Origin of the sequence: Exiguobacterium abrahamii (assembly GCF_015645365.1) — a bacterium.
GTDB lineage: Bacteria > Bacillota > Bacilli > Exiguobacteriales > Exiguobacteriaceae > Exiguobacterium_A > Exiguobacterium_A abrahamii.
In genome coordinates, this window is the sequence record NZ_JADOYC010000001.1 from 207271 (window position 1) to 229109 (window position 21839).

Annotated in this window: 21 protein-coding genes; 16 read left to right on the plus strand and 5 right to left on the minus strand. The window is 51.0% G+C overall.

Annotation, left to right across the window (positions count from 1 at the left end; all coding sequences use genetic code 11):
• Positions 1 to 82 precede the first annotated feature (82 nt).
• A complete protein-coding gene (locus ITJ88_RS01045; protein WP_195864427.1) occupies positions 83 to 394 on the plus strand; it encodes a hypothetical protein in 312 nt (103 codons plus the stop codon).
• A gap of 39 nt (positions 395 to 433) precedes the next feature.
• Here ITJ88_RS01045 and ITJ88_RS01050 read toward each other — a convergent pair whose 3' ends face one another.
• The gene (locus tag ITJ88_RS01050) at positions 434 to 853 is read right to left on the minus strand and encodes a helix-turn-helix domain-containing protein (protein WP_195864428.1); all 420 of its coding nucleotides are present in this window, start codon (positions 851 to 853) and stop codon (positions 434 to 436) included.
• Positions 854 to 1061: 208 nt separating this feature from the next.
• Between ITJ88_RS01050 and ITJ88_RS01055 the strand changes: the two genes are divergently transcribed.
• Both ITJ88_RS01055 and ITJ88_RS01060 read left to right on the plus strand, forming a co-directional pair.
• The gene (locus ITJ88_RS01055; protein WP_195864429.1) at positions 1062 to 1586 is read left to right on the plus strand and encodes a VanZ family protein; all 525 of its coding nucleotides are present in this window, start codon (positions 1062 to 1064) and stop codon (positions 1584 to 1586) included.
• Between the two features lie 16 nt (positions 1587 to 1602).
• Positions 1603 to 2598: an ATP-grasp domain-containing protein gene (locus ITJ88_RS01060; protein ID WP_195864430.1), complete on the plus strand. Its 996-nt coding sequence runs from the start codon at positions 1603 to 1605 to the stop codon at positions 2596 to 2598.
• 63 nt (positions 2599 to 2661) lie between these two features.
• On the opposite strand, the gene ITJ88_RS01065 is transcribed toward ITJ88_RS01060, so the two are convergent.
• Both ITJ88_RS01065 and ITJ88_RS01070 read right to left on the minus strand, forming a co-directional pair.
• Positions 2662 to 3420 (minus strand): homing endonuclease associated repeat-containing protein, encoded by a 759-nt coding sequence (locus tag ITJ88_RS01065; RefSeq protein WP_087681443.1) that lies wholly within the window; start codon positions 3418 to 3420, stop codon positions 2662 to 2664.
• Positions 3421 to 3448: 28 nt separating this feature from the next.
• The gene (locus ITJ88_RS01070; RefSeq protein ID WP_195864431.1) at positions 3449 to 4717 is read right to left on the minus strand and encodes an O-antigen ligase family protein; all 1269 of its coding nucleotides are present in this window, start codon (positions 4715 to 4717) and stop codon (positions 3449 to 3451) included.
• A 339-nt stretch (positions 4718 to 5056) separates the two neighbouring features.
• Between ITJ88_RS01070 and ITJ88_RS01075 the strand changes: the two genes are divergently transcribed.
• The 13 genes from ITJ88_RS01075 to ITJ88_RS01135 are packed head-to-tail and all read left to right on the plus strand — an operon-like array spanning position 5057 to position 19500.
• Positions 5057 to 5692, plus strand: coding sequence for a YveK family protein (locus tag ITJ88_RS01075; RefSeq protein ID WP_230088495.1), 636 nt, complete (start codon positions 5057 to 5059; stop codon positions 5690 to 5692).
• A 21-nt stretch (positions 5693 to 5713) separates the two neighbouring features.
• On the plus strand, positions 5714 to 7579 hold the full coding sequence (locus ITJ88_RS01080) for a polysaccharide biosynthesis protein (RefSeq protein WP_195864433.1): 1866 nt from the start codon (positions 5714 to 5716) through the stop codon (positions 7577 to 7579).
• Between the two features lie 15 nt (positions 7580 to 7594).
• Positions 7595 to 8854, plus strand: a complete 1260-nt coding sequence (locus ITJ88_RS01085) for an oligosaccharide flippase family protein (protein WP_195864434.1) — start codon at positions 7595 to 7597, stop codon at positions 8852 to 8854.
• A gap of 12 nt (positions 8855 to 8866) precedes the next feature.
• Positions 8867 to 10153 carry a phospholipid carrier-dependent glycosyltransferase gene (locus ITJ88_RS01090; protein WP_195864435.1) on the plus strand — a complete coding sequence of 429 codons (1287 nt, stop codon included), beginning with the start codon at positions 8867 to 8869 and terminating at the stop codon, positions 10151 to 10153.
• Positions 10143 to 11177: an NAD-dependent epimerase gene (locus ITJ88_RS01095; RefSeq protein WP_195864436.1), complete on the plus strand. Its 1035-nt coding sequence runs from the start codon at positions 10143 to 10145 to the stop codon at positions 11175 to 11177. The genes ITJ88_RS01090 and ITJ88_RS01095 overlap by 11 nt, the downstream gene beginning before the upstream one ends.
• Entirely contained in the window at positions 11167 to 12516 is a 1350-nt protein-coding gene (locus ITJ88_RS01100) for a phenylacetate--CoA ligase family protein (RefSeq protein WP_195864437.1), read from the plus strand. Before ITJ88_RS01095 ends, ITJ88_RS01100 begins: the two co-directional genes overlap by 11 nt.
• 12 nt (positions 12517 to 12528) lie before the next feature.
• Complete coding sequence (locus ITJ88_RS01105; RefSeq protein ID WP_230088496.1) at positions 12529 to 13872, plus strand: nucleotide sugar dehydrogenase; 1344 nt, start codon at positions 12529 to 12531, stop codon at positions 13870 to 13872.
• Entirely contained in the window at positions 13860 to 14969 is a 1110-nt protein-coding gene (locus ITJ88_RS01110; RefSeq protein WP_064299325.1) for a glycosyltransferase family 4 protein, read from the plus strand. The genes ITJ88_RS01105 and ITJ88_RS01110 overlap by 13 nt, the downstream gene beginning before the upstream one ends.
• A 15-nt stretch (positions 14970 to 14984) precedes the next feature.
• The gene (locus ITJ88_RS01115) at positions 14985 to 15605 is read left to right on the plus strand and encodes a sugar transferase (protein ID WP_149427845.1); all 621 of its coding nucleotides are present in this window, start codon (positions 14985 to 14987) and stop codon (positions 15603 to 15605) included.
• The gene (locus tag ITJ88_RS01120; RefSeq protein WP_195864438.1) at positions 15586 to 16659 is read left to right on the plus strand and encodes a lipid II:glycine glycyltransferase FemX; all 1074 of its coding nucleotides are present in this window, start codon (positions 15586 to 15588) and stop codon (positions 16657 to 16659) included. Before ITJ88_RS01115 ends, ITJ88_RS01120 begins: the two co-directional genes overlap by 20 nt.
• Positions 16656 to 17807 carry an aminotransferase class I/II-fold pyridoxal phosphate-dependent enzyme gene (locus ITJ88_RS01125; RefSeq protein ID WP_230088497.1) on the plus strand — a complete coding sequence of 384 codons (1152 nt, stop codon included), beginning with the start codon at positions 16656 to 16658 and terminating at the stop codon, positions 17805 to 17807. The genes ITJ88_RS01120 and ITJ88_RS01125 overlap by 4 nt, the downstream gene beginning before the upstream one ends.
• The gene (locus ITJ88_RS01130; protein WP_230088498.1) at positions 17804 to 18574 is read left to right on the plus strand and encodes a hypothetical protein; all 771 of its coding nucleotides are present in this window, start codon (positions 17804 to 17806) and stop codon (positions 18572 to 18574) included. Before ITJ88_RS01125 ends, ITJ88_RS01130 begins: the two co-directional genes overlap by 4 nt.
• A gap of 29 nt (positions 18575 to 18603) precedes the next feature.
• On the plus strand, positions 18604 to 19500 hold the full coding sequence (locus tag ITJ88_RS01135; RefSeq protein ID WP_195864439.1) for an LCP family glycopolymer transferase: 897 nt from the start codon (positions 18604 to 18606) through the stop codon (positions 19498 to 19500).
• A 238-nt stretch (positions 19501 to 19738) separates the two neighbouring features.
• Here the strand turns inward: ITJ88_RS01135 and ITJ88_RS01140 are convergent, their stop codons facing one another.
• Both ITJ88_RS01140 and ITJ88_RS01145 read right to left on the minus strand, forming a co-directional pair.
• Entirely contained in the window at positions 19739 to 20344 is a 606-nt protein-coding gene (locus tag ITJ88_RS01140) for an AmiS/UreI family transporter (RefSeq protein ID WP_050678141.1), read from the minus strand.
• 146 nt (positions 20345 to 20490) lie between these two features.
• On the minus strand, positions 20491 to 21744 hold the full coding sequence (locus tag ITJ88_RS01145) for an SH3 domain-containing protein (protein ID WP_195864440.1): 1254 nt from the start codon (positions 21742 to 21744) through the stop codon (positions 20491 to 20493).
• Positions 21745 to 21839 lie beyond the last annotated feature (95 nt).

Sequence of the window (21839 nt, forward strand, 5' to 3'; positions counted from 1 at the left end):
GTCTAAAGACTGGGTAATGTGATAGAGTAGTTTCCTTTTCACGATTCGAAGTACATCATGAGAAAGAGGAGCCGGACACATCATGGAAAATCAGAGCGGAAGTACCTTTCAGCAAAGCTGTTTATCGTTCATTGAGACCTTGTTTCCAGATGAATCTTTTTACTTCTTAGAAGAATCGAAAGCAATGGACGCCTTTGGGCATCCCGGTCGACAATTGTTCTTCTCTTCACCGGTCCGTACCCTGAAATTCAGCGTACTCGCGCAGGCGCATCAGCGCTACGCACGCGTATTCGTATCCGAGAAAACAAGTGAAAATACGTTTTTTCGTCAGTTACTAGAAGCGACATATGAAGACGGACAATTGTACATTGACCATATCGTTCAAACGGAATAAGAAAAAGGAATCAAAATCAACTGATTTTGATTCCTTTTTTTACGCCTCGATGGAGGAAAGCCCTCGTTTTAGTGCCTGATCAATGGACGTCGCCATCTCACCTCGGACGTCCGCTGAGACGAGGCGACCATCGAAATAGATTTCCTTTGATAGACTGAGGTGAACGAGTAAGTCCTCGAGAATGAGCTTCAGATCAAGCGGTTGCGAGGGTTCAAGCGCTTGTTGCATGAATTCATTCAACGAAGGATGCTGTACATACTTCGGATCGATGAGATCAATGACCGTCGTGTCTAAGGCAAGAGCCAAGCGTTCCAGGACTTGAGGAGAGGGCATGCGCTGACCACGTTCGTAAGCGGAGATGTCCGTTGCTGATTCACCACATCGTTCAGCTAAAAACTTTTGAGTGTACTTGTGTTGTTTGCGCAGTTGCATGATTTTTTTACCTAGTGCACGATTCATGGCACTCCACTCCTATTCTTCAGGTCATCGTGTATAGTACTAATTAACCACTTTCATTATAAAAGAAACCTTCGAAATGTAAAATATCGTTTTTCAAGGAAACTAAAAAATTAATTTGGGTTAAACTAGAAATTGAATTTTAGAAAGAATCCGCCAATTTTTTGAGGTCCATGCTATTCTAAAGTGATATTAAAAAAGGAGTGTCTTCATGAAAAAAATCACGTGGTCCGGCTACGTCGTCCTTGCCGTTCTATTGATCCTCTTCATCTCGAGTTCGATGCCGTATCAAGCGCAATCCATCAAACCAGGGTTATCCCGATTCATTCCGTTAGGATTCGTCGATCATCTGCGCTTCATCTCTTTTTCCTATCATGGAGAAGTCAGTGTCGCCGCCCTTGGACGAAGTGGCTTCATTGAGTTTTTCATCCGAAAAGCAGCCCATGTCTCGACATTTCTTGTATTAGGGATCGGATTGATCGATTTGACACGTCGTCGTCTGACACCAGGACTTGCCATCTTGTTCGCCTATTCGTTAGCGATCATGGTCGCTGTCTTTGATGAATTCCATCAAATCTTGACAGGAGACCGGACGGGACTCATCCAAGATGTCTTACTCGATGGAACGGGTGCCTTAATTGGAATCGGATGTTATGTACTCATCTATAGGAAAAAAGTACGACGCCAAGCAGGAAGTCTTTCTTTCCAGCACGAAAAGAACAGGCATCACTTTTAACGAAGGAGACTGCCTTATGAAGACTTCCCATTTGTTGATGACGAGCGTTGGTCGCCGGACGAAGCTGGTCGAGTATTTCGTCCGTGAGATGCCGGACGGTCACGTCATTACCGCGGACTGTAGTCCACTCGCACCGGGTCTCTATATGACAGAACGCCACCATCTCGTTCCTCGCATCGATGCACCGGATTATATCGATCACTTACTGGAATTGTGTCAGCGCGAACAAGTGACGGCGCTCTTGTCATTGATTGATCCTGAACTGGAATTGCTGGCAGCGGCGACGGAACGATTTGAAGCGATCGGTGTCACAGTCCTTGTCTCACCGATGGATGCCTGTCGTCTCTGTTTCGACAAATACGCGATGTATACGTATTGTGTCGCGGAAGGAATCGCGCATGCGCGGACATACGTGACGCTTGAGGCTTTCCGAAATGCACTTGCGCAAAAAGAGGTCCAGTTCCCGGTCTTAGTCAAACCACGCAATGGGAGTGCCAGTCTCCATGTCCAGGCAGTTTCTTCACTTGAGGTCGTCGAAGGATTATTCGCTACCTATCCCGATTTATTGATTCAAGAATACTTAAGGGGACAAGAGCTCGGTGTCGATGTCTATGTCGACTGGTTGACGCATGAAGTGACCGATATCTTCATTAAGGAGAAACTCGTCATGCGTGCAGGGGAAACCGATAAGAGTCGCTCCGTTAAACGCGACGATGTCTTTGAACTGGTCGAGCAGGTCTTAGATGGAACCGGTCTCGTCGGACCGCTTGATTTCGACCTGTTCGATGTCGAAGGAACGCTCTACCTATCGGAGATCAATCCGCGATTCGGTGGTGGGTATCCGCATGCCTATGAATGCGGCGTCAATTTTCCGAAAGCGATTCGAAACAATCTGCAGGGACGACGTAATCCTCGACGGATCGGAGCATATGCGGAAGACATCTATCTATTGAAGCACGACACGGTGACGCTGTTGCCTGCGTCTCTGCTTGAGCAAATCAAAAAACCATAAGCATACGAAAAGGAGTGACTCGGTAGTGATACCGGGTCACTCCTTTTAGGTAGAAGAGCAGAATCAAGAAAGAGAGACGCGTGCACGCTTGAGGCATTGCACGGCGGAGGTCCAGCTACCGAAGAGAGCGTTGATCGTCGAGGTGCTCGGAACCGAGCGACCTTCTGCCCATTTCCGGTAATGAATGATACTGAGGGAAGGTAATTCTTCTTGTGCCTGCCGCAATGCTTCAAGGACATCTTCTTCGACCCATTTCCGGCGAGGCGGTGCGATGTCGAGGCAAGCGAGGGCATCTGCCCATGAACCGTATTTACGGGCAATCGTCGCGACTGTCGGATGACCATTTTCCTGTGCCCAAATTGCATACGTCTGTGTTGTCAGACGGGGGAGGACATCAGAAGCTTCGAGTAAGGCTGTGATGATCCGTTCTTCCGTCATCGAGATGGAGCGTGTCATCTCGATTTGTGCTTCTTCGAGCGCACGTGACCAAGAACCGAAACGTAAGTTGATCAATGTCAAGGAGGGTCCATGTTTCGCCTTTGCCCATTCCCGGTAGCTGTTGCTATGGAACGGGTGTAAGCGTGTCGATGCTTCCTTGATGAAAGCAAGGATCTCTTCATCTGAAAAGTACGGACGGATCGATGAGAGACCGGCCGCTTGGAGTGCTTCACGCCAAGAGCCAAATACATTGATGATCGTCGTGATCGATGGAATGTCTTTTCCGACCGACCAGCGTGCATACGTCTTTGCGTCGAGAGCGGGATATTCGATACTAGCTTCGATTAGGCTATCGATGACTTGTTGTTCTGTCCATTTCTTCATGATGTCATACCCCTTTCATGTAGGTGCTCTAGGTGTGGGTACTGTCGTGAGGTGGAAGTCGACGAAGCGACGTATAAGCGAGAAGACTGAGCCAAATGAAATAAAATCCACTCGGTCTGACGAGAATGCTTTCCGTGAATTGAAGTAGTCCGAGCCAGCTAGCAAGCAACAGTGCGAGAAAAGCGAGATCCGTCGTCTGAATCCGAAACAGTCGATAGAACAGATACAGAAAGACTGCACCGTACAGCAAACAACCGATGAGTCCGAATTCATAAAGATAGGTGATCGGTGTGCTGTGGAACGTATAAAGAACTTGTTCGTTCAGTTGTTCCTGCAGTCCGCGTGGGGCACTTCCGATTCCGTGACCGAACCAAAGTGAATCAGCGGAAGCGCGCCATCCTGCTTGCCAGAGCGTAAATCGTCCGTTGAGACTGAGCAAACGGGGAAGCAGTCCTTGAAACGCAAAGACAGCTAGGAGGATCAAGCCGCCCATGACGTAACACGCCGTCACCTGCAACCGTCGTCTCGTTCCCGGAACCATTCGAATACTCGTCAGCAGAGCAAGGAGGAGAAAAGAATAGATACCTGTCTGCGAACCGCTTCTGAGTAACGCGATGATGATGAGAAGGAGAAGTACGGCGTGCAGAAAGCTTTGCCGACGCGGGAACTGTCTGAGCAGATAGAACCAAGCAAACAGTCCGCCTGGAACAAGCCACGCTGCAAACGTATTCGGATTGTTCATCAGACCAGCGAGACGAAGGAACGAGCCTTGTTCCCCGACGTACAGTTGAGGAAATGACAAAGGACCGATTCGAAGCCATTGCAGGTTTTCGACCGGAACATAATCTGAACCAAATGAGACGATGAGGGCGTAGGAAGCGAGAAAGACGGCTTGTCCATAAAGAAAGTGACACAACAGCCGTTGCCATTGTTCGATCGATGTACGCGAGAGCGAAGAGACGATGCCAACGAACAGCCAAGTCGAGATGAGGTAAAGCGAAGCAAGAATACGATCCGTATTCGCGTTAAAAAAGAAAAAAACGATATGAAATGTCAGATAAATCAGAAAAATAAATGCAATTTGATGTCCAGTCGCTCGGTTGGTGCGATAGAACGGTCGTAAGATGAGCCAACAGACGCTGAATAGAAGGATATAGACGGGAAGCAACCACAGAGACCACTGTTTCGGCAACACTTCGTCCGTGAAGGATAAGGGACGAATCCAAGCATCGAGCATGATCCAAACGACTAGGATGGATAAGGCAAACGATGTGGGTATATTGGCTGATTTTAACATGATTTCTAAAGACTATCCACCCTTCATATAGGACTTATTACCGATTTACATACTTTTTAATCATCAAATTGGTATTTACCCTTATCTTTCAAAACATCATGCAGATAAATGAAAAAATATTAAGGAAAACGTGATCATTTTTTCGTGAATCGCGTTTTTTTTCGTGACATGAATTCATGCTGTGAACTAGTGTCACGCAAGCGAGATAGCTACCGAAAAAAATATAATCATTTCCACCAAGCTCTAATTGTTTTGGGAGTCGATTGGAAATAAGGTGTAGACATAACCAATGTCCATCCATTCGGTCAAGCCAGAAAGAGGTGAACAACAGTGAGCTCGATGCATCAAAGAAAAACCTTCGGAGATCATTTGACGACACTCCGACGCGGCTGGTGGTTACTCGCACTCTTCATGATTCTCTTTGCGGGAGCCGGATATGCGCTTAGCACGTATGTCATCCCGAAGACATACGAGGCGACGGCCTACATCCTCGTCGTTCCTCAAGCGAACGCAGAGACGACATCGACGCCGACACTCGTCAGTACCTATCAAGATATCCTACGAAGCCCAGAGGTCGTCGATCAGGTCGCCCAAAAAATGGACGTCACCGACAAGCGGTTATTCGATTTGACGGATCGTCTGACGGTCTCGAGCAATCTGGATTCGCAAGTCATCGCCTTATCCGTCACGGATCGTTCGGCGGAGCAGGCAGCCATCCAGGCGAATACGATGACGGAAGTCTTCCAGGATTATCTCCCAAAACTGATCAACACGAGTAAGACGGAAGTATTCTCGAGTGCACGGATTCCAACGAACCCCGTATCACCGAACATTCTGATGAACACAGGAATCGGTGGTGTCCTTGGTCTGATGCTCGGACTCCTGATCGTCTATTCTCGCTCGTTAAGCAAAAAGGAAGCGACACGTGAATCCACTGATAATTATCCGAAAGCGATTCCCCGCAGTCATTCATGAGAGAGGAGAGGAGACACCGTCATGCAGCATTCCCCGCTCACCCCGTATCGTCGACAGTTGAAAATCGGACTCCTTCGCCTGATCGACGCCGGAGTCATCGCACTCGCGACTGTCGTTACGTTCTACTTCTTTAATCCGCTCCATCTCACTGTCAACTTCGAATTGCAGGACGCACTCGAAATCGCTCTCATCCAGTGGGTCGCCCTCACGTTCGTCGCACACTGGATGCGCTTCTATCAAATCATCTGGCGTTACGCAAGCCTTCGTGATCTCGCCGTTCTCCTCGTCGTCGTCCTCGCCAGTAGCTTCGTCTTACTTGGTCTTGAATACGCATTGTTCGACTTCGCGGTCGAACGAGCGATCTTCTTACAGACCGGACTCGTTTTAAACGGTATCTTATTCGTCCGGTTGTTGATTCGTGGACGTAGCTTAAGACTCGTGCCTGACAATAAGACGCTCGGTAAACGAACGTTGATCATCGGTGCCGGTGCCTCCGGTCAGATGATCACAAAAGAGCTGAAACAAAAAAAATCGCACATCTTAAACGTCGTCGGATTACTTGATGATTCGCTCGAACTACGCGGGATGCGGGTTCACGGTGTTCCCGTCATCGGAGCGATCGAACAACTCGAATGCATCATCGAGGAACAAAAGATTGAAGCAGTCGTCCTCGCAATCCCATCGTTACCGTATCCGCAGCGGGTTGAATTGCTGAACCGGATCAAACAAACCCAAGTCGAAGCGCATACGTTACCGATGCTCGTCGAACTGGCATCCGGAAAGGTCTCAATCAAACAAATCCGTGAAGTCTCGATCGCTGACTTACTCGGTCGGGAACCGGTCGAACTCGATATTACGGAAATCGAACGAAGCGTTCATGGCGCGACCGTCCTTGTCACCGGTGCTGGTGGTTCGATTGGTTCCGAAATTTGCAGGCAACTGATTCGCTTCCGTCCTGAACGGCTCATCCTTCTCGGACACGGTGAAAACAGCATCTACCTGATCCGCCGGGAGCTCGAATGTCTCAGCCGGGACATCCAGTTCGAATCCGTCATCGCCGATGTGCAGGACAGTGACCGGATGCTTGAAGTCATGCGACGGTTCGAACCGGATCTCGTCTATCACGCGGCAGCTCACAAGCACGTGCCACTGATGGAGGATAACCCGAGCGAAGCCGTCAAGAACAACATCTACGGTACACGCAACGTCGCTCGAGCGGCGGAAGCAGCTGGTGTCAAACGCTTCGTCATGATTTCGACCGATAAGGCCGTCAACCCGACGAGTGTGATGGGGGCGACGAAACGAATCGCCGAGATGGTCATCCAGCAGATGGCGCGTAACAGCGAGACGACGTTCGCCGTCGTCCGGTTCGGAAACGTCCTCGGGAGCCGCGGTTCCGTCATTCCACTGTTCAAGGAACAAATCGCCAAAGGCGGACCGATCACAATCACCGATCCCCGGATGACACGCTACTTCATGACGATCCCGGAAGCGAGTCGTCTCGTCATCCAAGCGAGTGTTCTCGCAAAAGGTGGCGAAGTGTTCGTTCTCGATATGGGTGAACCGGTTCACATCACGACACTAGCGAAGAACTTGATTCACTTGAGTGGCTTCACGGAAGAGCAGATCCCGATCGTCTATAGCGGCATTCGAAAAGGCGAGAAACTCTACGAGGAACTGCTCGCCCGTGATGAAGTGCATGATGAACTCGTCTTTGACAAGATCCTCGTCGGTAAGACACGACCTTTTGGATCCGTCGACCCGTACTTGCGGGAGATCGCCCAAGCGCTCGACCAAGATGAGGCACTCCGCCAGTATTTATTAGACGTCACGAACGAAACCGAATCGGATCCAGTCGCACCAACGATGCGGATCGCGCGCAAATAGAGAGGAGGGGAAACGATGAAAACGGCCCGGCTGTCCCGCTTCAATCTCATCTTCATTGCCGATACGGCGTATTCGCTCCATCAATGGATGATTTTGACGCTCCTGATCAAATGGAGCACACCGCTCAACATCGGTTATTTCAACTACGCCCTTGCCATCACCGCACCGATCGTCATGTTCTGTTGGCTGAACGCCAGTACGATCCTGACGGCAGAACGGGCTGGACTGACGAACTTCTGGCTCTTCATCAAGACTCGTTTTTCACTCCTCTCGGCAGGTGTGTTCGTCCTCCTTGGAGTCTATTATTTCTTCGGTGAAGCGGACATCTTACTCCTGACACTGCTTGTCTATCTCAACAAGTACATGGAGTCATTCGCTGATCTCGCTTATGGTTTTCTGCAAGGACACACTGCCTTCAAGGAAGTCGCTGTCTCGAAAATCTTCCGGAGTCTCTTGAACGTGTCGGGTGCAGCACTCGTCCTCTTTACGACCCATTCGATTCACGGGTTCGTGCTCGCCTTGATCGCCGGAAACTTGATCATGCTACTCGCATACGACTTACCGACGATTCGCCGCGTCGGTCGCGGCTTTGACAATCAAGCACTCGACTTACGGTACCGGTCAGGCAAGGAGTTGTTCCTTAAAGCGATGCCGCTCGGATTCGTTGCTCTCCTGATCGCCTTGAATGCAAACATCCCACGATTGTTCGTCGGTCACGCAATCGGAACGGAAGAGCTTGGTTACTACGCCAGTATCGCTTATCTACTCGTACTTGGCAGCCTGTTCATCCACTCCTTGATTGCCGTCTTGCTGCCGAACTTCTCATCTGAGACGGGCGAACGCCAAAGTTTACCGGAACTGCGCAAGCTGACCCGCTCGATGTTACTGATGACGAACATCGTCGGCATCCTGTTGATTGTCGGAGCGATCTTCTTCGGCAAGTGGGGCTTGACGATTTTCTACAACGCATCGTTCGTTCAATACCATCTGATTTTCGTCTTGATGATGGTCGCCTCACTCTTTTTCTACAACTCGACCGTCATTCAGGCACTCTTGACCGGCTTCCAGCAGTTCCGGATCCAGACGATCTCGATCTTCGGCAGTGTCGTCGTCAACCTGATTGCCTGCAGCCTGTTGATTCCGCTGTATGGTCTGTACGGTGCGACGATCGCTTACACCCTCTGCGCTGTCACTCAGATCGTCCTATTGTTACCGGCACTGTATCGGTCCTTATATCCACGGGACGTCACGCTCGTCGTCGAACAAAGCAGTTAAGGAGGGAAGAAGATGCGACCAATCCTACTACTCATCGTCATCGAAGCGCTCGTTTGTCAATTCGCCCGGTCGCTCTTCCCGGACACCTACGTGACCGCCTTGCTGCTCATCAACTCGGTGTTGTTTCTCTATTATCTGCTCCGTCAAGCAAAGACGACGCCACTCTTTCTCGTCTTCATCACCGCTTTCTTCGTCCGACTGGTCCTGATGTTCATCGATCTCGAGTTATTTCGTTTACCGCCACACAGCGGGGACGATACGGAAGCCTTTCATCTCGAAGGTGTCCAAATCTTTACTGATCCGTCGACCTTCAATGATGTCGTTCGCGGCACCTATTCCAAGTTTCTCGGAATCTTCTACCTGATGTTCGGTCCGGAACGAATTCTCGCTCAGTTCTTCAACGTCATCCTCGGCGTCGTCGCCGTCGTCATTCTAGCGAAGACGCTGCAACGGTTACGCTTACCGGAACGTTATGTGTTCGCAGCAACACTGATCTTCGCATTTTTCCCACAAGGATTGTTACTCTCACCGATTCTCTTGCGTGACCAGATCGTCGCCCTGGGCATCGTCTACACACTCTACTACATGGTGCGCTGGACGGAAGAGAAGTCCGGATGGTATATGACGCTCGCGTATCTCGGCTACTTCGTCAGTACGATGTTCCACTCCGGTCTTGCTGTCGGCATCATCGTCTTACTCGTCTACTTCTCGTTTTACAGTCATGAGACACGACGAATGGACTTTGAACCGACGAAGGTGCAACGACTGATCTTTCAAGTACTGATCGTCGGCTTCATCGTCTACAGCTTCCAGGACGTCTTGTTCGCGAAGTTCACTCACGTCTCAGAAAACGGACAGTTGTTCAGCGGAATGAGTTACGACCGTGGCGGTTCCGCTTATCTGAACGGATTGACGGTGACGGGTCCAGGTGACATGATTCTCTACTCACCGATCCGGACGATTTACTTCCTGTTCTCACCGTTCCCGTGGCAATGGTCGAGCGTCATGAACATTCTGATTTTCTTCCTTGATGCCATCTTCTACTTCATTGCCTGTTTTGCGATCGTCCGGTCCTTTAAACTGATCCGTCAGCATCCATTCGGCAGCGTTCTCTTCTTCTTTTTCCTTCTCTTTGCGCTTAACGCGGTCATCTTCGGTCTAGGAACCGGCAATGTCGGAACGGCCATCCGACACCGGTATAAGTTGTTCCCGATGTTACTCATCGTCTACACATCCGTTCACTACATGCGCTGGCAAGCGCGCCACTACTTCGAGGAGGTCGAACACCGTGCCGAATAAAACGATCTTAATTACAGGTATCGCAGGCTTCATTGGATTTCACGCCGCACGTCGTTTCATCCGGGAGGGTTACCGGGTCATTGGACTCGATGAAGTAAACGACTATTACGACCCGACGTTAAAAGAAGCCCGGCTCGCTGAACTCGGAACGAACTACACGTTTTACAGGGTCTCACTCGAAGAGACGGCAGCCGTCGCACGGATCTTCGAACAGGAATCGATTGATCTTGTTCTCCACCTGGCAGCACAAGCAGGGGTACGGTACAGCATCGATCGACCGGACGTCTACATGACGTCAAACATCGTCGGCTTTCTCTCGATTCTAGAGGCGTGTCGGCATTACCCAGTCGAACAATTGATTTACGCTTCCTCCAGTTCCGTCTACGGATCGAATACGAAGATGCCGTTCGCGACGACGGATGCCGTCGATCATCCGCTAAGCCTTTACGCCGCTTCAAAGAAAGCGAACGAACTGATGGCTCACACTTACAGCAGTCTCTACGGGATCAAGACGACAGGCCTTCGCTTCTTCAGTGTCTACGGTCCTTGGGGACGCCCGGATATGGCACTGTTCAAGTTCACAGAGGCGATTGCGAAGGGCGAGCCGATCGATCTTTACAACTACGGCGAGATGGGGCGGGACTTCACTTACGTCGACGATATCATCGAAAGCATCTATCGCCTGTTCCAGACCGAACCGGAAGTCGATGAAGCGTTCGATGCCTCGAATCCCTTACCGGACCGCAGCAACGTTCCGTATCGTGTCTACAACATCGGCAGTCACAGCCCGATTCGACTGAACGAATTTGTTGCCTTGATCGAACGCCGCCTCGGCAAGACGGCAATTAAAAATGGCATGCCGCTTCAACCAGGCGACGTTCCCGAAAGCTTTGCTGACGTCTCCTCACTGTTCGAGACGATCGGCTACCGTCCACAGACGACGGTCGAAGCCGGTGTCAACGCATTCATCGACTGGTATGAGAGTCACTACTTGCTGAAGGAGGAAATCCAAGATGGCGCTTAAGGAGGAATTCTACTACCGCTCTCCGATCTTCATCCAAAATTGGCTGACATCGTTATACGGGCGTAAGTTGATGCAAGAACGGTACGGTCCCTTTTACGAACAGAAGATGAGGGAGCTCCGGATGAAGGATCGGACGCAGGATTATAAAGCGGAACAACTCGATCGCCTGAATGCCTTTCTCGCCTTCGTCGTGACGCATACACCGTACTACACGAAACTCTTTTACGAACATGACATCCAGTTACCGTTGACATCACTCGAGCAGCTGAAGACAATCCCGATCCTTGAAAAAGAGACGCTTCGCCAAAATAACGATGCATTCATGTCCCGCGTCGATGCGCCGGTAAGAGGACGGACGGGCGGAACGAGCGGAAAGTCGCTCCAAGTCGCATTCATGCGCGAGGATGTCCAGGAACGGATGGCGCATCTCGACTACTTCAAGGAACGTCACGGCTTTCACGCCGGGATGCGGCGGGCGAGCTTCACCGGTCGGACGCTGACAGCCGTCGATCAAAAGAAACCAATCTTCTGGCGGATGAACCGACCACTCAATCAGTTATTGCTTTCAATCTTTCACATGAAGGAAGAGAATTTCCCAGCCTATATCGAGGAGCTGAATCGCTTCCAGCCACGAGCGCTCGACGGTACACCGACAGCGATGGTCGAAATCGCCCGCTACATGCTGAAGCATCACATTCGACTGGAGAGTCCGCTGATTGCGATCTTCCCAACATCGGAAACGGTGACGGAGGAGATGCGCTCAATCCTTGAGGAAGCGTTCGGTGTTCCAGTTTTCGATCAATACGGTTCCTCAGAAGGCGCACCGATCATCTCAGAATGCAGTCATCGAAAACTTCATCTGCATCATGAGACGGGCATCATCGAACCATATGGAGAGGACGGCGAAGTCGTCGTCACGTGTTTTACGACACGGGGAACACCGCTGATTCGTTACCGGATCGGTGACCGGATGACGCTCAGTGACGAGACCTGCAGCTGCGGCTTAAACGGACCGGTCATCGCTTCAATCGATGGACGGGGAACGAGTTATATCGTCAGTGAAAAACGGGGCAAAGTGTTCGAAGGAGACATTACAACGATTGCCCGTGAACTACCGAATTCGGTCTTACGACTCCAAGTCGAGCAGCACGCGCTCAATCACGTGACACTCCGGTATATTCCGGATGCGAAACGTTTCCATCCGAAACACGAACAAATCCTTTTGAACGAGATGCGTAAGTTACTCGGCTCCGAGATGAAAATCGTCCTTGAGCCAGTCGAACAAGTCAAACAAGAGCCTAACGGAAAAACGTTGATCGTCAAACAGTCGATGAAATAGGAGGAACCCACCATGAACAAGGCAGTCAAACACATCGTAGATACGACAGCAGCCCAAACTGGTTCACTTCCCATTGCCAACCGTTCGATTGCCGTCGTCGGACTCGGATACGTCGGTCTTCCCGTCGCCGTCGCCTTTGGCGAAAAAACAGACGTCGTCGGCTTTGACATCAAGGAACAACGTGTTCAAGAACTGCAAGAAGGTATCGATGCAACACTCGAACTGAGTCCGTTCACACTGAAGAATGCAACCGTCGATTATGTCTCGGATCCAGCAGCACTGCAAGCAAGCGACTTCATCATCATCGCTGTTCCAACACCGATCAATGCGCAGAATCAACCGGATTTAACGCCACTTTTACGGGCCTCACACCTTGTTGGTCGCCAGCTCAATAAAGGCGACATCGTCGTCTACGAGTCGACGGTCTACCCAGGGGCGACGGAAGAAGATTGTATCCCCGTTCTTGAAGAAGCATCCGGCTTACGCGCTGGCGTCGACTTCTTCGTCGGCTACTCACCAGAGCGGATCAACCCGGGCGACCACGAGCACACGTTCAAGACGATCAAAAAAATCGTCTCTGCCCAGGATGAACAGACACTCGACATCGTCGCAGAAGTCTACGAAGCGGTCGTCGAAGCCGGTGTCCACCGTGCTTCATCGATCAAGGTCGCAGAAGCGGCAAAAATCATCGAAAATACACAACGCGATCTCAACATCGCCTTGATGAATGAACTGGCGATCATCTTCGACCGGATGGACATCGATACGCTCGAAGTCCTCGAAGCAGCCGGTACGAAATGGAACTTCCTTCCGTTCCGTCCGGGTCTCGTCGGTGGTCACTGTATCGGCGTCGATCCATTCTATCTGACGATGAAAGCTGAGTCACTCGGCTATCATCCGGAAGTCATTCTCGCTGGACGCCGTATCAACGATACGATGGGACGCTTCATCGCAACAGCGCTCGTCAAGAACTTGATTAAACAGAACATGCCGGTCCTCGGCGCTCGCGTCACGATCCTTGGCTTATCGTTCAAGGAGAACGTCAGCGATATCCGCAACTCGAAAGTCGCGAACCTCGTCCGCGAAATCGAAGAGTTCGGCATCGACGTTCAGGTGACGGATCGACTCGTCGAAAAGAGTGAAGCAAAACGCGAGTACGGCATCGACTTGCTCGAGATGAGCGAACTCAAACCAGCCGACGTCGTCATCTTCGCTGTCTCACATGAAGAATACGTCGAAGGCGGTTGGAATCTTGCACAACATCTACTCAAAGTCGGACGCGGCATCGTCGTCGACATCAAAGGGATGTTGCCACGGTCAGAACAGCCAGAGGGGGTCCACGTATGGCGCCTCTAAAGATTCTTCAAGTCTGTGCTCTCGATACGACGGCAGAGACGATGTTGCAGCCGCTCTTACTTGCTTTACAAAACGCCGGGCACGACGTCGGCATCGCTTGTGCCGACACTGGTGCCTCGGCAAAACTGGCAGCGAAAGGCTTCCGGATGCACGACATTCCGATCGAGCGCCGGATCGACTGGACGAGTAACTGGCGGACGATCCGGGAAATCACACGAATCTTGAAGGAGGATGGCTACGATGCCGTCCATGTCCACACACCGGTCGCCGCCGCCCTCGGACGTGTTGCCGCGAAGCGGGCCGGAACGAAGCATATCGTCTATACGGCACACGGCTTTTATTTCCACGAGAAGATGGGGCGGATGACCTACCAGCTGACATACTCCGTCGAGAAGTGGCTGGCGCGTTTCGCAACTGATTATCTGCTCCTCCAAAGCGAGGAGGATTATCAACTCGCCCAGCGCAAACGCTTCAAAGCGAATACGCGCCTGATGCACCTTGGAAATGGAATCGACTTAACCCGCTTCTATCCACGCCCGCGTGAAGCAGGCGCACCGTTTACGTTCTTGTTCATCGGTCGGATTGTCGAAGAAAAGGGGATTCTCGAACTGCTCGATGCGTTCGAGGATGTCGTCTATCGTCATCCGGAAGCCCGTCTCGTCATTGCCGGTGAGATGATGGCAAGCGAGCGCGATCAGACGACGAAGCATCTCTTCTTACGACGGATCCGTGAGATTCCGAATGTCGATTACCTCGGATTCGTCGAAGATGTACCAAGCTTGTTCCAACAAGTCGATGCCTTCGTCTTACCGTCGCATCGCGAAGGCGTCCCACGATCGATCATTGAAGCGATGGCGAGTGCAAAACCGGTCATTGCGACAAACATCCGCGGCTGCCGCGAAGAGGTTGTCGAGGGAAAAACGGGGTATCTCGTCGAAGTCCGCGACATCGCGAAGCTCGCCAAACGAATGAACACGCTTGTCGAACATCCGGACCGTGCCAACGAGATGGGACGGAATGGATTTGACCGTGCCATGAAACATTTCAACGAAGCCGACGTCATCAAACGACAACTTGATCTCTTTTCAGCTATGTAAAAGGAGGACGTCATCATGAAACGCCTATTCGACTTCACGGTTAGTCTTATCGCCATCCTGATTCTACTTCCTGTTTATGCCGTCGTCGCTTTAGTCATCTATACGAAACTCGGACGACCAATCTTCTTCAATCAAGTCCGCCCCGGTTACAAGGGCGAGTTATTCAAAATCTATAAATTCCGCACGATGACGAATGAAACGGATGCCGAGGGGAATCTTCTTCCGGATGCTGACCGGATTCCAGCATCGCTTGAATGGATCCGTCGCTTAAGCCTTGATGAGATCCCGCAGTTCGTTAACATCCTTCGCGGACAGATGAGTTTCGTCGGACCGCGTCCGTTGCTCGTCAGTTATCTTAATCACTATACGAAGGAGCAGATGACACGGCACGACGTCTTGCCTGGTCTGACAGGATGGGCACAGATTCACGGTCGCAATGCAACGACGTGGCAGCAACGCCTCGAGCAAGATCAATGGTATGCAGCCAATCATACGTTCCGACTCGATCTCTACATCCTGTTTAAGACGTTCAAGATGGTCATCTCGTCAGAAGGGAACTCGACGGCTCACCAGACCGGTATGGGTGAGTTCAAGGGTCTCGACGGAGGTGTTCCCCATGATGTCGCTAAGCGATGAACGATTGATTCGGGATCCGCGCGAATGGGATGCGCTCGTCGCAACCTATCAACTCGATTGTTATTACGAACATGCTTACTTCGAACTTGCGAAGGAGCACGATGAGATTCCTGAATTATTTTATTATCCGACGGAGTTCGGAACGTTGATCTATCCGTACTTGCGGCGACCGATTCCAGGAACACGCTTTGAGGACATCACGACACCTTACGGCTATGGTGGTCCTTACTTCACAGGCATCTGGTCACTCGATCAGATTCGCGAAGCCCGCGCGCGATTCGAACAATACTGTAGTGAAACCGGAATCGTCACCGAGACAGTTCGTTTCCACCCCTTGCTACACAACCAGGAACTTGGTCAATACTGGTGCCATCAAACGAATATTTTGCAACCGACCGTGACACTTGAGCTGACGGATCCGTTCGAGACGATCGAAAATGGATTCTCGCAAATGACACGGCGCAACATCCGGAAGGCACGCCGCGAAGGGGTCACGATTCGCCTCGGACGTCCGGAAGAGTACTCGGACTTCGCCCGTCTCTACCAGATGACGATGGATAAACATCAAGCCGATGCGCGGTATTACTTTGATCAGACCTACTTCGATCACTTCGCCGAAGGACGAATCAAAAATGTCCTGTTGCTTGCCGAACAAGAGGGGCGGATCGTCGCTGGATGCATCGTCTTGACGGGTCGCCAGTTCGCACATTATCATCTCGGTGCTTCAGATCCTGCTTACTTGTCGCTTCGCCCGAATCACCTCTTATTCGCGGAGATGATTCGCTGGGCAAAACAAGCTGGTCTGCAAGCGTTGCATCTCGGTGGCGGAACGACACGATCCGATGCAGATAGCTTACTCGCCTACAAACGATCCTTTGGTGAAGCGAATCGAACGTTTTTCGGACTCGGGACATCGATTCTTGATTCAACGATTTATGACCGGCTCGTACGACAAATGAAACGACAACATCCGGAAGTCGAGACAGGACAGTGGTTCCCGATCTACCGGACGCCGCTCCGTCAGCTGTCACCTCGAAGGGAGGAAACATCATGAAACACATCCCGCTCTCCATCCCGCACTTAAGTGGTCAAGAAGCACGTTACGTCACGGAAGCACTCGAGACGAATTGGGTCGCACCGCTTGGACCGAACGTCGACGCCTTTGAACGAGAGATGCGCGCCTACACGGCAGCTCGCGCAGCGCTTGCGACGAGCAGTGGTACGGCAGCGATTCACTTGGCACTCGCGACGCTTGGTGTCACGACGGGGGATGACGTCTTCTGTCAGTCCTTGACGTTCATCGCTTCGACGAATCCGATTCGCTACGTCGGTGCCCGTCCCGTCCTGATTGATTCGGAAGAGGAGACATGGAACATGTCACCCGTCGCACTCCGACGCGCGTTGATCCAGGCGGCAACGCGAGGAAAACTTCCGAAAGCCGTCATCGTCGTTCATCTATACGGGGTCGCGGCACAAATCGAGGAGATCGCTGCACTCTGTGAAGAGTACGATGTTCCGTTGATCGAAGACGCGGCAGAATCACTCGGAACACGCGTCAACGGACGGATGACGGGGACATTCGGGACGTTCGGGATCTATTCCTTCAACGGTAACAAGATCATCACGACGTCAGGCGGCGGAATGCTCGTCGCAAATGATCCAGCCTTGATCGAACGCGCCTTCTATCTTGGAACACAGGCACGACAACCTTTCCTCCATTACGAGCATACGGAAGTCGGCTACAACTACCGGATGAGCAATGTCGCTGCTGGAATCGGACGCGGACAACTCGAAGTGATTGATCAACGCGTCGACGCACGGCGAAAAATCTTTGATCGTTACGTTCGTGCCTTTGCGCCGGACGGCGTCACGTCGCAAGTCGAGCAGACCGGAACGTTCGCCAACCGTTGGCTCAGTGCTTTTCTTTTACCAGGCGGTCAAGTGCAACGCGACGAAATGATTCAGACGCTCCAACAAGCGAACGCCGAATCCCGTCCGGTCTGGAAACCGATGCACTTACAGCCCGTCTATCGCGACGTACCATTCGTCACAGCAGAAGGAGATGATATCAGTCGTCGCCTATTTGAAGACGGAATCTGCCTCCCGTCTGCTTCACAAATGACGTTCACCGAACAAGCCGTCGTCATCCGAAACGTTCGTCACGCCTTGCAGACGAACGTACGCCGGAACGTCCAGTCATGAATATATGGGAAGGGGACATCGTCATGCGCGATATGGAGGAAGCGATCCACGCACTCCGTCTCGCTGCGAACGGGAAAAATGAATTGACGGCCAATACCTATTTCCGCTGGCAATTGAACACCACTCATCCAAGCGTCGCGGAAATCCTGATGCTGTTTGGGTCGTGGCAAATCGCCTTGGAACGAGCTGGCATCGGACATGCCCGCTTGACGTTCACGAAGTCGGAAATCATTGACGCCTTGCGTCAGGCACGGGAGGAACTCGATCCTTTCACGAGCGCGACGTACCGCGAATGGGCGCAACAAAAGCAAGCACCTAGCCTGACGGATATCGTCCATCAATTCAACTCGTGGCAGCAGGCATTGTCAGAAGCGGATATCTTGAAGGAACGCGTCCAGGAAATGGAACAACGGATCATCGAGTCATTACTTGAAGCGCAAGGTGCCTTGCCGGTCTTGACGAGCCAGACCTACACGAAGTGGGCGGCTGGTCAAAATCGTCCGACCGTCGCAACGATTGCCCGCCGGTACGGCTCTTGGTCAAACGCCCTTGAAATCATCGGCATCGAATTCCCGCGGAAACGTTGGCGAGAAGAGGAAGTACTCGACGTACTTGCTGCAGCCGCAAAAGAAACGGAACATCTGACGATTGCAAGTTACCAACGGTTCAGCATCGGGCGTGATGCACCAAGCATCGGTGTCATCACCGCCTTGTTCGGTAGCTGGCGTAATGCGTTGCTCGTACTTGAAGCACAACGACCGTCCTGAATTCAGATCGAAGAAAAGGAGAATGGATGATGAAGAAGTGGAAATGGATCGTGTTGACACTGACGGGGATATGCCTGCTCCTTCTCTTCGGTTCAGGCGGATACGTTTATCAAAAAGCGAGTCGGACGATGCAAGAAGTCCAAGTACAGGTCCCCGTCAAAGCGAGCGTCGAGACAGAGAAAGCCGTCGAACAGAAAAAAGGACTCTCCTTCCTCTTACTCGGGGTGGATCAACGAAAAAACGAGACGGGACGCAGTGATACGATCATCGTCGTGACGATTGATCCGAAGACGAATAAGAGCCAGATGATCAGTATCCCGCGTGATTTGAAGACCGAAATCATCGGCAATGGATCGAACGATAAGATCAATCACGCGTATGCGTTTGGTGGTCCACAGATGGCACTCGATACAGTCGGTCATCTGCTAAAGATTCGTATCGACTATTTCGCAGAAATCAATCTAGCTGGCTTTACGGATCTCGTTAATGCCGTCGATGGGGTCAGGGTTAATAACGATATCAATTTTTCGTACTATGAGATGCAGTTTCCAAAAGGGGAACTATCGCTGAACGGGAAGGAAGCACTTGCCTATGCGCGGATGCGGCATGATGATCCACGCGGAGATTTCGGACGACAGATTCGTCAACGGCAAGTCGTTCAGGCGGTCGCTGATAAGATGACGGAGGACTTTTCGATTCGTCGCTTCAATGCTGTCCTGGAAGCACTCGGGAAAAACGTCAAGACGAACGTGCCGTTTTCCGTTGCCCGGACCGTCGCGACGGATTACCGGGATGCCTTACGCAACGTCGAGACCTTATCACTCGACGGAAAAGGTGGGATCGAATCGGACGGGATCTACTACTGGCATCCGACAGACAAGTCGTTGAAAGAAGTTCAAGCTCAACTGCAGGAAGCATTGGAATGACATGAGGGAAGAACGAGCGTACGCTTTGTTCGTCTCGCATCGTTTTCCTGGGACAAGCATCGTGCCGCTTCGCTACGCTGCAGGGTCACTCTTGCTTGTATTTCCCTAGGAAGCGATGTCGAGCGAACAAATTACTTTGCTTTTCGTTTGTCGTGTACTGCAAATAGAACAAAAAAGATGTCCATCTCCGATTCATAACCGAAAATGGACATCTTTTTTTGATGGATCGATTAACACGTTACGACGAGCGAATCGTCCGAAGCATCGAGAATTTCATCATCGTATAGAGGAAATAGACAGCAGTCAGAACAGCAGCACCGCTCCATAACCACTGGTATGCCGAACTGAAGTAGCCGAATCGAAGCCCGATCAGTGCCGGTACGATCAACGTCAACCAGCTCAAGACGAGGGCAACACGGGCAGTGATTGCATCAATCGGGCGATTCATCCCCATGCCGAGGAAGAACAGGCTCCAGAGCAATGCCCAGAACAACCAGGTTACACCACCGATGATATCATTTGTCGTGAAACTGACGAACGCATAAAACAATGCAGCAATCGCAACGAACAAGGAAAACCAACCGACCCCGCTCCCGTCGAGATTGAACAAGAACGTGATCCCGACGTAAACGTACGTAAAGGCAAACAGATAGATGCTCGCGTATCCGAACGTCAACGCCGGATCACCAGCGGCACCGATGACGAGATAGGTCGCGATGAACGTCTGCAATAAACCGGTGATGAGACTGAAGACACCCGCGCTACGGAGATCGACTTTTCCGAACAAGGTCAAACTATTTAAAAAGAGCGCGACGCCCCCAAATAACAAACTGACATTTCCCACGTAAAACTCTCCTTCATTAAGACGTCAGACGTCTGATTCTAAACTTAACTCTAAGATGAATTCGTTTTCAGCGCAAGCATAATTTTAGAGGCAAAACGAAAAACAACCTGACTCCCGGAAAGGGAATCAGGTTGTTGATTAAAAGATCATTGGTTCAAGACAGAGCGGAGTGTCGTCTCGGTTTGAGACAACGATCCTTTCAGTGTGACAAGACCATATCGCGTCGAGCCTTTTTTGATGAAGAAGACACGTGTGTAGCCAGATTCCGGAGTGTAACCGGTCTTGCTCGCATAAACACGTGTATCACCTGGAAGTGACGTGTTCGTGTGATACCACGTCAACGTCCGTGCATACGGTCCTTTGACAGTCGTCTGGTATGATTTTCGTCCACTGATCGTCATGAGCGCGCTGTACTTCGCATATGTATTCGCGAGTTTTTGCATATCAGCAGCCGTCGTGTAATGACTTGGATGATAGAAGCCGTGTGGGTTCATGAAATGGCTCGCACTCATCCCGATCGAACGGGCGCGACTGTTCATGTATGAGACGAACTTCGATTCAGAACCTGCTGTCCGGACAGCAATCGATTTTGCTGCATCATTACCAGAGCGGATTAGCATCCCGTTCAAGAGTTGACGCATCGTGACTTTATCGCCAGCACGGAAGCCGGCGACACTGCTACCTGCAGGAACGGATAACATCGAAGACGTCAGGGTGAACGTTTGATCAAGCGTGCCTTTACGTGCCGCTTCGTCGTACGCGACGATTCCCGTCAACAGTTTCGTCGTACTCGCTGGATAACGGCGGACGAAGCTTTCTTTCGTCAATTGATAACTTGACGATCCAAGCTTGAAATACCGCATCGAGGCAACCGGATAACTGCCACTCGATGGTTTAGGGCTGCTCGTCGTCACTTTTCGGGCAACTTGGCTAGAGACGTAATAATAATTGACTTTCCCTTTGACCTTATACCAACCGTTCGAGTACGAGACTGCATTAAACTTCGAATTGTAGGATGCGAGTCGTTTGATGTTCTTTGATGAGGCCGTGCTTGGTGATGTCCGGACGTTCGCTCCAGCTTTCGAGTAGACGACGATTTTGTACGTCTTTACGGAACTACTCGACACTTTTTTAGCGACTTGGTTCGATAGATAACGATATGTACCTCCGTCCTTGATCTTATACCAGCCATTCGTATACGAGACGGCTGTGAATTTTGCCTTGTACGCGGCACGTCGGACGATCGTCGCAGACGAGGCTGTACTCGGTTTTGAGCGGATGTTCGCTCCAATCGTCGAAGTGACGACGACTTGGTAACTGGCTGCCTTTGCAGGTATGGCAGGAAGACATAAAGCGAACAATAATAAGAGCGTAAGACTAGTACGGAGCAAGCGCTTCATAAAAACTCATTCCCTCCTTGTTCAAATATGGTTTTATCATAAAACAAAAAAAGGAAATTCACTTCTTTTCAAAAAAAGGAATTCGAATCCTGTAA